Source organism: Mycobacterium arosiense ATCC BAA-1401 = DSM 45069 (assembly GCF_002086125.1).
Taxonomy (GTDB): Bacteria; Actinomycetota; Actinomycetes; order Mycobacteriales; family Mycobacteriaceae; genus Mycobacterium; species Mycobacterium arosiense.
On record NZ_MVHG01000003.1, the window covers coordinates 106,244 to 117,916 of the forward strand.

At 69.3% G+C, this 11,673-nt stretch carries 6 protein-coding genes; 5 read left to right on the plus strand and 1 reads right to left on the minus strand.

The window, feature by feature from the left end; all coding sequences use genetic code 11:
- Positions 1-176 precede the first annotated feature (176 nt).
- Positions 177-1,238: a 3-deoxy-7-phosphoheptulonate synthase gene (locus BST14_RS02250; RefSeq protein WP_083062960.1), complete on the plus strand. Its 1,062-nt coding sequence runs from the start codon at positions 177-179 to the stop codon at positions 1,236-1,238.
- A 14-nt stretch (positions 1,239-1,252) separates the two neighbouring features.
- Here BST14_RS02250 and BST14_RS02255 read toward each other — a convergent pair whose 3' ends face one another.
- On the minus strand, positions 1,253-2,917 hold the full coding sequence (locus tag BST14_RS02255; protein WP_083062961.1) for a (2,3-dihydroxybenzoyl)adenylate synthase: 1,665 nt from the start codon (positions 2,915-2,917) through the stop codon (positions 1,253-1,255).
- Positions 2,918-3,025: 108 nt separating this feature from the next.
- Here BST14_RS02255 and BST14_RS02260 point away from each other — a divergent pair, with 108 nt between their 5' ends.
- The 4 genes from BST14_RS02260 to mbtD are packed head-to-tail and all read left to right on the plus strand — an operon-like array spanning position 3,026 to position 11,671.
- A complete protein-coding gene (locus BST14_RS02260; RefSeq protein WP_083062962.1) occupies positions 3,026-6,541 on the plus strand; it encodes a non-ribosomal peptide synthetase in 3,516 nt (1,171 codons plus the stop codon).
- Positions 6,538-7,299, plus strand: a complete 762-nt coding sequence (locus BST14_RS02265; protein ID WP_083062963.1) for a thioesterase II family protein — start codon at positions 6,538-6,540, stop codon at positions 7,297-7,299. The genes BST14_RS02260 and BST14_RS02265 overlap by 4 nt, the downstream gene beginning before the upstream one ends.
- A gap of 5 nt (positions 7,300-7,304) precedes the next feature.
- Positions 7,305-8,636: a beta-ketoacyl [acyl carrier protein] synthase domain-containing protein gene (locus BST14_RS02270; RefSeq protein ID WP_438502122.1), complete on the plus strand. Its 1,332-nt coding sequence runs from the start codon at positions 7,305-7,307 to the stop codon at positions 8,634-8,636.
- The gene (gene mbtD / locus BST14_RS02275; protein ID WP_083063029.1) at positions 8,636-11,671 is read left to right on the plus strand and encodes a mycobactin polyketide synthase MbtD; all 3,036 of its coding nucleotides are present in this window, start codon (positions 8,636-8,638) and stop codon (positions 11,669-11,671) included. Before BST14_RS02270 ends, mbtD begins: the two co-directional genes overlap by 1 nt.
- The last annotated feature ends 2 nt before the right edge of the window (positions 11,672-11,673 follow it).

Consider the following 11,673-nt stretch of genomic DNA (forward strand, 5'->3'; position numbering starts at 1 on the left):
TTGGCGCTTTATCGTGGCTCCGGGTGGAGCCAGCGATGCAGCGGCCGATTGACGCACGCGCACGACTGATACCCGGAGCCCAGCAGTGACCACTCGGTCGCTGCTTTTCGCTTGTCAGGGCATCGGGAACCAGCGGGCGTGCCCTGGGAGCCATCACAGGAAGGCACACACCCCACATGTCCATCATCAGTTGCCAGACGGCGACCATCGATACGTCCGACCACCGGATCGTCTCGTTCCGGGAACTGTCGGCGCCGGCGGTGATTCGCGCCGAACTGCCGTTGACCGCGCGGCGCGCCCAGGCCGTCCAGCGCGATCGCGACGAGATCTCGGCGATCCTGGCCGGTGGTGACGACCGGCTGCTGCTGGTGGTCGGCCCGTGCTCGGTGCACGATCCCGTCGCCGCGCTGGATTACGCACGCCGGCTCGCGCCGATGGCCGCGGAGTACGCGGATCGGCTGAAGATCGTGATGCGCGTCTACTTCGAAAAGCCGCGGACCACCGTCGGGTGGAAGGGACTGATCAACGACCCCAACATGGACGGCAGCTTCGACGTCGAGCGGGGCATCCGCATCGGGCGGGGGTTGCTGCTCGACATCATCGACGTCGGCCTTCCGGTGGGATGCGAGTTCCTCGAGCCCACCAGTCCGCAGTACATCGCCGACGCCGTCGCGTGGGGCGCGATCGGCGCCCGGACCACCGAGTCGCAGGTGCACCGCCAGTTGGCCTCGGGCCTGTCGATGCCGGTCGGGTTCAAAAACGGCACCGACGGCAACGTCCAGGTCGCCATCGACGGAGTCAAAGCCGCTGCGGCGCCGCACAATTTCTTCGGCACCGACAACTTTGGTCGCGCGGCCGTCGTCGAGACCATGGGCAACCCCGACTGTCACGTAATCCTGCGGGGTGGCACCACCGGACCCAACTACGAACCCGCCGCGGTGGCAACGGCGATCGAACGGCTGAGCAACGCCGGGCTTTCCGGGCAGGTCATGATCGACTGCTCACACGCCAACTCGGCGAAAGACCATGTGCGGCAGGCCGAGGTCACCGCCGAGGTGACCGCACGCATAGCCGCGGGCGAGCGCGGTATTGCCGGGCTGATGCTGGAAAGCTTCCTGGTCGCCGGGGCCCAATCGCTCGGCGGGGAGCTGGTCTACGGCCAGTCGGTGACCGATCGGTGCATGGACTTTCGCACCACCGCGCGGCTACTGGCAGACCTCTACGCAGCGATGGGCTGATCGCGGGCGCGGACTCAACGCTGCGTTGGTGCTCGCCGCGACGCAACCTGGTCGGCGATCGCCTTTTTGTCGATCTTGCCGATCGGGGTGGTGGGCAGTGATGTCATCGGTATTAACACGTCGGGGCGGGCGTGCGCGGCCACACCGCGCTCGTCGAGGTAGCCGTTCAATTCCGCTAACGACAGTTCGGCGCCGTTGAAAACCACGGCCGCACAGATCTTCTCGCCCAGGTAGGGGTCGGGCAGCGCGACCGCCGCGGCCGAGAAGATCGTCGGATGGCTGTGCAGCTGCTCCTCCAGGTCAGCCGCCGAAATGGTCTCTCCGCCACGGCAAATCACGTCTTTGACCCGACCGGTCACCACCAGATAGCCGTCGTCGCGCAGCCGCACCACGTCGCCGCTGCGGAAGAACCCCTGCGCATCGAAGCTCCGCTCGTTGTCGCGCTCGGCGCGAAAGTAGCCGTTGAACGTGTACGGTCCACGGACCAGTAGCTCGCCTTCCTCGCCCGGGGGCACCGGCTTGCCCTGCGCATCGACGACGCGCAGTTCGTCGGCTACAGACAAGGGCCGCCCCTGGGTGTGTTCGGTGAGTTCCGGGGGATCGTCGAGCCGGGTGTAGTTCAGCAGCCCCTCGGCCATCCCGAACACCTGCTGCAGGCCCGGGGTCAGCGCTTTGCGCACCAAGCGGGCATTCTCGGCTTCCAACTTGGCGCCGCCAACCTGCAAGAGCCGCAGTGTCTTTGGTGTCACCGGTTCCCAGTCGCAGGCTTGCGCCCACAATTTGGCCAACGCCGGCACCAGGGCCGTCACCGTAACGCCGTGGCGTTCGATGGCGGCAAAGGCCGCTTCGGGGCTGGGATCGGTGCCGAAAACGGTGGTGGCGCCGACCGTCATCGCTCCGAGCAGACCCGGACAGGCAAGCGGGAAGTTGTGCCCGGCGGACAAGACCGCCAAGTACACGTCGTCGGCGGTGAGCTTACAGAGTTCGGCGCTGGCCTTCGCGTTGAAGACGTAGTCGTCGTGGGTGCGGGGGATGAGCTTCGGCGTGCCCGTGGTGCCACCCGAAACCAGCAGCAGGGCGGGCGATCCCGGATCGGGCGTCGACGGCGGCGCGCCGGTGACCGCCCGATCGCGCAGTTGCGCCCACGAGGTGAACGGTCCCGGCTCCCCGTCGACAAAGACGTGCTCCAGCGCGCCGTGCCGCTCGACGAGCTCCTGCGCCATGGTTCGGTAGTCGAATCCGCCTGCGGTGTCGGTGATCAGCAGTCCGGTGGCCTCGCTGACCGCGGCGAAATGCCCCAGTTCGCCCGCCCGGTGACCGGGTAGGCACATCACCGGGATCGCCCCGGCCCGCAGCAGCCCGAACAGCGCCACCGCGAACTGACAGCCGTTCGGCAATTGCAGCAACACCCGGTCGCCCGGTGCGATCCCCGCGCCGCGCAGTCCGTTGGCCGCGCGGTTGGCCTGGTCATCCAAGTCCGCGTAACTGAAGCCGGTGTCGCCCACGGCGTCGAGGACGGCGATTCGATTGGGCCACTGCCGGGCCGCGTCGGTCAGGATCGTGTCGAGGGCCCGTCCCATCCAATAGCCGGCCGCCCGATAGGCGGCGCTCCGATCGGCGGGGAAGGGCACGAACCCGTCGAGGACTCCGGTCGGCGGCTGCGGTGTGTTCGAGCTCATAGCTCCTCTAGGCGGGGGCTTCTGACGGGGCTAGTAGCGGGGACGCAGGGAGTAAGGATAGGGTAACCGAAAAATTAGGGCAGCCTGTGCTAATTCAGGGAGGGTCGTGTGGTGCACGCCTCGGCACGCTCGGAGGATATCCGGGCGGAGGTGGCCGAACTCCTCGGCGTCGACGTCGATGCAGTTCAGCCGGGTAACAACCTCATCAGCCAGGGCCTGGACTCGCTCCGGATCATGACGTTGGCCGGCCGTTGGCGCCGTCAGGGCATCGCCATCGACTTCGCCACCCTGGCCGAGCAGCCGACCATCGAAGCCTGGACCCGGTTGGTTTACGCCGACGGGCAAAGCGCCGACCAGCCGACCGTTCCCGCCGAGGCGGCCGAAAGCGCCGAGCCATCGGCCGAGGACGAGCCGTTTCCCCTGGCCCCGATGCAGCACGCGATGTGGGTGGGCCGCCAAGACCACCAGCAGCTCGGTGGCGTCGCCGGGCACCTCTATGTCGAATTCGACGGTGGCCCGATCGATCCGGAGCGGCTGCGCAGGGCGGCCACGGCGCTGGCACGTCGCCATCCGATGCTGCGCGTGCGGTTCCTGCCCGACGGCACGCAGCGCATCACCCCGGCCGACCAGAGCGGCGCCTTCCCGGTCGAGGTCGAGGACCTGCGGGAGCGCAGCACCGACGAGGTCGAACGGCGGCTCGCCGACATCCGCGACGCGAAATCACACCAGCAGCTCGACGGCTCCGTGTTCGAACTGGCGGTGACGTTGCTGCCGTCCGAGCGGTCCCGGCTGCACGTGGACCTGGACATGCAGGCCGCCGACGCGATGAGTTATCGCACTCTGATGGGCGACCTGGCGGCCCTCTACGGCGGCCGTGACCTCCCCGAGCTGAGCTACACCTATCGGCAGTACCGCCAAGCGATCGAGGCCGAAGAGACGCAGCCGCAACCGGCCCGCGAGGCCGACCGGGACTGGTGGGCGCAGCGCCTGCCGGAGCTGCCCGACCCGCCCGCGTTGCCGTTTACGGGTGGCCGCGGCTCCGAGCGGAGCACCCGGCGCTGGCACTGGCTGGACCCACAAACCCGCGATGCGCTGTTCGCCCGCGCCCAGTCGCGCGGGATCACTCCGGCCATGGCGCTGGCCGCGGGATTCGCCAACGCCCTGGCGCGCTGGTCGACCACTCCGCGCTTTTTGCTGAACGTCCCGCTGTTCGGGCGCCAGGCCCTGCATCCCGACGTCGACTCGCTGGTCGGTGACTTCACCTCCTCGCTGCTGCTCGACGTCGATCTGGCCGGCGCGCACACCGCGGCGGCGCGGGCACACGCCGTGCAGGGCGCGATGCGCACGGCCGCCGCCCATTCCGCCTACCCCGGGTTGTCGGTGCTGCGCGACCTCAGCCGTCATCGCGGCACTCAGGTGCTCGCCCCGGTGGTGTTCACCAGCGCGCTGGGACTTGGCGAATTGTTCGGCCGCGATGTGACCGATCGATTCGGCACGCCGGCGTGGATCATCTCCCAGGGCCCGCAGGTGCTGCTCGACGCGCAGGTCACCGAGTTCGACGGCGGCGTCCTGGTGAATTGGGATGTGCGCGAAGGCATGTTCCCCCCGGGCGTCATCGACGCCATGTTCGGCTACCACATCGACGAGCTGCTGCGGCTGGCCTCCGCCGATGACGCGTGGGACGCGCCGGGCCCCCCGGCACTGCCCGAGACGCAGCGCGCGGTGCGCGAGGCGGTCAACGCTCGCACGGCGGCCCCCAGCGGAGAAGCCTTGCACGACGGGTTCTTCCGGCAAGCCGAGCGGCGGCCCGATGCCCCGGCGGTGTTCGCGAGCACCGGCGACCTCAGCTACGCACAACTGCGCGACAAAGCGCTGGCGGTGGCCGCGGCGCTGCGCGCCGCCGGGGTGGCCGCCGGCGACACCATCGCGATCATGGGGCCGAAGACGGCCGAGCAGATTCCGGCATTGCTTGGCACCCTGTCCGTCGGCGCCGTCTACCTGCCGATCGGCGCCGACCAGCCGCGCGATCGCGCGGAGCGCATCCTGGAATCCGGTGCGGTGAGCCTGGCCCTGGTGTGCGGCGGACGACCGCTGTCCGTGCCGGTGCACGAACTGGTGCTGGCCGATATCCTGCGCGACGTTTCCGCAAGCACCGAGATTAGTTCAGCGAGAAGCGATCCCGCCGCGCTCGCCTACGTGTTGTTCACCTCGGGCTCCACCGGCGAGCCCAAGGGTGTCGAGGTCACCCACGACGCGGCGATGAACACCGTGGAATTCATCGGCCGCCACTTCGAGATCGGCCCCGCGGATCGATGCCTGGCCTTGTCGACCCTGGAGGGCGACATCTCGGTGATGGACGTCTTCGTCACCCTGCGCACCGGCGGGTCGATCGTGGTGGTCGACGAGGCGCAGCGGCGTGATCCCGACGCCTGGGCCCGGCTCATCGAAACCCACAAGGTCACCGTGCTCCACTTCATGCCCGGCTGGCTGGAGATGCTGATCGAAGTTGGCCGCGGGCGGTTGTCCTCGGTGCGGGTGGTCCCCACCGGCGGCGACTGGGTGCGGCCGGAGGTGGTGCGCCGCCTTCGGGCCGAAGCGCCCGACCTGCGCTTCGCCGGCTTCGGCGGCGCGACCGAAACCCCGGTGCACAACAGCATTTTCGAGGTCACCGAAGCGATACCGGAGAGCTGGACGGCCTTGCCCTTCGGCGTCCCGCTGCCCAACAACGCCTGCCGCGTCGTCGACGACACCGGCGCCGACTGTCCCGACTGGGTGCCCGGCGAATACTGGGTGTCCGGCCGTGGCATCGCGCGCGGCTACCGCGGGCGGCCCGATCTCACCGCCGAACGCTTTGTCGAGCATGACGGCCGAATTTGGTATCGCACGGGCGATTTGGTGCGTTACTGGCCGGACGGCACCCTCGAATTCGTGGGGCGCGCCGACCATCGGGTCAAGATCAGCGGTTACCGCGTCGAGCTGGGCGAGATCGAGACCGCGCTGCGGCGGGTGCCCGGGGTGCGCACGGCGGTGGCCGCACTGATCGCCGTGTCCGGCGAATCCGACGTGCTGGCCGCGCAGGTATGCACCGACGGCACCTCGCTGACCGCCGAGCGAATCCGGCAGCGTCTCGCGGACCTCGTGCCCGCACACATGGTGCCGCGCCATATCACGGTGGTGGAGCGGATCGGGTTCACCGATACCGGAAAGCTCGACCGCCGGGCCGTCGCACGCGAATTGGAAACCGCCGTGGCGCAATCGCAGCGGCCTGGCCACCGGGCGCCGTCGACGCCGCTGGAATCCGCACTGACACTGATCCTCGGTGAACTGCTGGGCCGGGAGAACATCGGGGTCGACGACGACTTCTTCGCTCTCGGCGGTGACTCGGTGCTCGCCACCCAGGCGGTGGCGAGGATTCGGGCTTGGCTGGATGCACCCGACATCATGGTCGCCGACATCTTCGCCAATCGAACCGTGTCGACGCTGGCCGCGGCGCTCGGTGCCGGCGAAGAAGACCCCGGCCGGCTCGACCAGGTCGCCGAGCTCTATCTGGAGGTTATCGGTATGGACGCCGAATCGGTTCTGGCGGCCTCGGCGCAACCCACGAAATCGTATACCGCCCAATGACTTTGAATATCGTGATCAACGCTTCTGCCACGTTCCCGTCCTGGATCAAACTGACCCCGGGCCGCAACGGCGGGTCATCCACCGGAGCCACCGTGGTGTTTCCGCACGCCGGCGCGGCCGCCGCAAGCTATCGGGTGCTGGCGGTCGCGCTGGCCGCGGGCGGCGACACCTACATCGTTCAGTACCCGCAACGGGCCGACCGCCTCAGCGAACCCGGCCACGACAGCGTGCACGACTTGGCCGCGAGCCTCTTCCAAGCGGCACCCTGGTCCGGGGTCGCGCCGCTGAAGTTGTTCGGGCACAGCATGGGCGCCGTCGTCGCCTTCGAGTTCGCCCGCGTCGCCGAGGCGCACGGCACGGCCGTGCAAAAGCTGTGGGTGTCCGCGGGTCCGCCGCCGTGCGTCGTCGCCGACATGCCCGAACTGCCGACCAGTGACGACGGGCTGCTGGCCGATATCGCCGATCTGGGGGGGACCGACCCCGAACTGCTTGCCGACGAGGAGTTCTCCGAACTGCTGACCACCGCGGTGCGCGCCGATTACCAGGCCTTCAATGGCTATGACCCCAGCCCAGATGTTCGCATCGGCGCCGACATTCACGTGCTGGGCGGCCATGGCGACCACCGCATCGCCACCGGTGTGCTGCGGCAGTGGGAAAGGCATACCGGCGGATCCTTCGCCTTGTCGTTGTACGACGGCGGGCACTTCTACGTCTACGACCATGTCGATGCGATCGCCGCGCAGGTGAATGACGGGTGATACCGATCTCTGACGAGGGGTTTGGCGGGTGCCGCGACGCCGAGCACGCCGATCCGGTGGTGATCGTGGGAATGGGCGTGGAGGCTCCCGGCGGCATCGAAACCGCCGAGGCTTACTGGGATCTGCTGGCACACGGCCGTGAGGCGCTGGGTCCGTTTCCCACCGACCGCGGGTGGGCGGTGGCCGAACTGCTCGCCGGCTCGCGCCACAACGGTTTCAAAGAGATTCATGACCGTGGTGGTTTCCTCACCGGGGCAACCACATTCGATCCGGAGTTCTTCGGCATCTCGCCCCGCGAGGCCGTCGTGATGGACCCGCAGCAGCGGGTGGCGCTTCGAGTGGCCTGGCGGGCGTGTGAGAACAGCGGCATCAATCCCGACGACCTGGCAGGCCACGATGTGGGCTGCTTCGTCGGCGCCTCGGCCACCGGTTATGGACCCGAAATGGCGCAGTTCTCCGAACACAGCGGCCATCTGCTCGCCGGGACCGCGCTCAGCGTGATCTCGGGTCGCATCGCCTACACGCTGGGATTGGCCGGGCCGGCACTGACTTTGGACTCCTCCTGCGCGTCCGCCTTGGTTGCCTTCCACGTCGCGGCGCGCGCGCTACAGAACGACGACTGCGATCTGGCCATCGCTGGTGGGGTCAACGTGCTGGGCTCACCGGGCTTTTTCGTCGAGTTCTCCAAACAACACGCGCTCTCCGACGACGGATACTGCCGCCCCTACAGCGCGCACGCCAGTGGAACCGTCTGGGCCGAGGGAGCGGCGATGTTTGTGCTGCAACGCAAATCGGCCGCGCTGCGCGCCGGCCGGCAGATCGTCGCCGAGGTGCGGGCCACCGCCATGAACCAGGACGGGCGCAGCGCCGGGCTGAGCGCCCCCAGCGGCGACGCTCAGGTCCGGCTGTTCCAGCGGGCCATCAGCCAGGCCGGGATCAAGCCCGGCGAGGTCGGGATGATCGAGGGGCACGGTACGGGCACCCGCCTGGGCGACCGAACCGAGTTGCGCTCGCTGGCCCAGACCTACGGCGACACCGAGCCCGGCGCCGGAGCATTGCTGGGCTCGGTCAAATCCAACCTCGGCCACTCGCTGGCAGCCGCCGGCGCGCTGGGCCTGGCCAAGGTGTTGGTCTCCGCCGAGCACGGCGCCGTCCCACCGACCCTGCACGCGGCCGACGCCAGCCCCGAAATCGATTGGGACAAGCAAGGTTTGCGGCTGGCTCAAACCTTGACACAGTGGCCCGCCATTGACGGGCAGCGCACCGCCGCGGCGTCCGCGTTCGGGATCGCCGGCACCAACGCCCATCTGATCGTCTCCGTCCCCGAGGTCGCATGATGCTCACCCAAGCCCTTCCGGACGGGCGTATCCCGGTGCCGCTCAGCGCCCACGACCCCGAGCTGATCCGCCGCGACGCCGCCGCGATCGCCGATTACCTTGGCCGCGTCCGGGACGCGGCGGATCCGACCGCCGCGGTCGCCTCCACCCTGCTGCGGTTGCGACGGATGCGACGGCACCGTGCGGTGGTGCGGGCGGCAGACAGCGCCGAGCTCGTCGCGGGACTGTCCGCGATCGCCGGCGGCGAGGAGCACGAGCTGGTTTCCTACTCCGCGAAGACGACACCGCCGCGCGTGGCGTTCGTGTTCCCCGGTCAGGGCAATCAATGGCAGGGGATGGGAGCCGGCGCCTACCAGCGGCTGCCGGCCTACCGCGAGGCCGCCGACCGATGCGCGCGAGCGTTCGGCGCCGCCGGATTTGCCTCCCCGCTGCCGTATCTGGTGGACGACGAAGAGCGCAATTGGTCGCGCCCCGAGATCCAGGGCGCGCAGTTCACCCACGCGGTGAGCCTGGCCGAGGCATGGCGGTCCTACGGGGTGCTGCCCGACATCACCATCGGCCACAGCCTCGGCGAGGTGGCGGCGGCCTATGTGGCGGAAGCGATATCGCTGCCCGATGCGGTCGCCTTGGTGGTTGCCCGCGCCACCGTGGTCGACCAGCTGACCGGCCACTACGCGATGGCGGTGCTGGGCACCGGTCTCGACGTCGCCGAGTCGGTGCTCGCGGAAACGCCGGGCTGGCTGGAAGTGTCGGCGGTCAACGGGCCGTCGTCGACCGTGGTCGCCGGTGACCGCGACGCGGTGGCCGCCGCGGTGGCGCTGGCCCAAAGTCGCGGCATCTTCAGCCAGCAGCTGTCCGTCGACTATCCCGGGCACACCAGTGCACTGCGACCGTTGCGGGCGAGCCTGGCCGAGCTGACACCGAAGTCGACATTCCGGGATGCCCCGGTGCGGTTCATCGGATCCACACTCGGCACCGAATTGGGGGAGGCAACCGACTTCTCCGGTTATTGGTACGAAAACCTCTGCGGCACCGTGCGATTCGATCTCGCCGTGCAGTATGCCCGCAGCTGCGGGGCCGACGCGTTCGTCGAGCTCTCGGCGCACCCCTCCTTGCTCTACCCGCTCGGCGGCATCGTCGACGACGAGTCGGCCGTCATCGTCGGCTCGGGTCACCGGGACCTACCCATCACCGATTCGCTGTCGACGAGCATCGCCGCCCTCGCGACCGCCGACCCCGGCTGCCGGTGGGCCGACGCGGTCCCGGCGGTCGACCGGCCGGCGCTGCGCGGCTTCCCCAACGCACCGATGCGTGCGGTGCACCTGTGGGCGGCGCCGCGACCGGTGACCGAAGCGCCCCGGCCGCTCACCGTGGCCGTCGAAGACTGGCAGCCGGCCACGGCGCCGGTCGCACCCAGCGCACGCACGCTTGAGGTCGCCGTCGTCGGTGCGGGCGCCCTGACGCAACGGCTCCTCGACGCCGTTGCCGCACATGGCAACTGCCGGGCCGCGCCGGTGGGCGAGGCGGAAGTCGTCGTAGTCGCCGCCCCGGAACTCGATTCACTCGACCCCAGCTCGGCGATCGAGCGGATCGCCACCCTCCCCGACGCGGGCCTGCCCGATTACCCCGCGCTCATCGGGCCCCGATGCCGGGCGGTCTGGTTGCTCACCGCCGCTGCCGAACACGTCGACCGCGATGACTCCGCCGTGTCTCCCGCGCAGGCCGCGCTGGCGGCCATGCATCGCAGCGTCGGCTTCGAATTCCCGGACCAGGCGTTCGGGCATCTGGACCTCGAACACCGCGATGTCGACGCCGCAACGGCACGAGTCGTCATCGACGTGCTGTTGGGCGAGGCGGCCGAGGTCGCGGTGCGGGGTGCCGAACCGCCGCGGCGCCACGTCCGGACGTTCCGTGCCTGCCGCCAACCGGCGACCCGCCGCCCACTCGACGCCGCGACGCTGGACAACGTGGTGATCACCGGCGGCAGCGGTGCCATCGGCCTGCGGTACGCGCGGTATTGCCTGCAACGCGGCGCCCGGACTATTACCCTGCTGAGCCGCAGCGGTGTTGATCCGGCGGTGCTGCGCGAGCTGATCGGCCAGCATGACGCCAAAGTTATTGCTCCCCAATGCGATATCACCGATCGCGACGCACTGGCCACCGTCGCCGCCGAATGTGGGGGGCCGGGCGCGTCACTGCTGGTCCACACCGCGGGCATCGCACGGGCCCGTTCGCGTTCGGATCTCAGCGGTGCGGACGTGGCGGCGGTGTGCGCGGCCAAAGTCCGCGGACTGGCATTGCTGGCCGACGTGTGGCCGCTGCGGCCGGACTGCCGGATCCTGGCCTGCTCGTCGGTATTCGGGGTGTGGGGCGGACACCACCACGCGGCCTACGCGGCATCCAACCGCATGCTCGACGTGTTGGCCGCGCAGTTGCGCGCCGCCGGCCGCGATTGCTCGGCGATCCGCTGGGGCCTGTGGCGGGACGCCGGGGTCGTGGTGGGCAACGAGATCACCCGCACCGAGCGCTCCGGTCTGGTCGCAATGGAGCCGCAGCGGGCGATCGATGCCGGCCTGTACCGCTACGACGGTGATCCGCTGATTTTCGACGCCGACTTCGGGCGGCTTCGGGTGTTCTTCGAAAGCCAGGGAATGCCGATGCCGTTCACCGCTTCACCCACCGACGATGGCGCTGCAGCGCAAGGTGTGTGCATTGCGACGCCACTCGCGGACGTGGTCCACGCCGAATTGGCCGCGACGCTGCACCTGGGTGACTCGCTGTCGATTGACCCCAGCGCCTCGCTCGTCGACCTCGGCGTGGACTCGTTGCTGGCACTCGACCTACGTAAACGGCTGCGCCGGACGGTGGGCAACTCGGTTCCGGTGGCTCGCATGCTCGGCGGCATCACCGTGAACGAGCTGGTCGAGGCGTTGCGGGCCGAGTCATCCGGCGGGCCTGCGACGCCGCCGGCTTTGGAGCGCACCGGCGCTATCAAAGGCGCGCAACACCCATCGCTCACGATGCTAGAAAGGTAAAC

Bases quoted from the DNA above. Each gene is read 5' to 3' on its own strand.
- BST14_RS02250 (WP_083062960.1), top strand. From the start codon at position 177: ATGTCCATCATCAGTTGCCAGACGGCGACCATCGATACGTCCGACCAC.
- BST14_RS02255 (WP_083062961.1), bottom strand. From the start codon at position 2,917: ATGAGCTCGAACACACCGCAGCCGCCGACCGGAGTCCTCGACGGGTTC.
- BST14_RS02265 (WP_083062963.1), top strand. From the start codon at position 6,538: ATGACTTTGAATATCGTGATCAACGCTTCTGCCACGTTCCCGTCCTGG.
- mbtD (WP_083063029.1), top strand. From the start codon at position 8,636: ATGCTCACCCAAGCCCTTCCGGACGGGCGTATCCCGGTGCCGCTCAGC.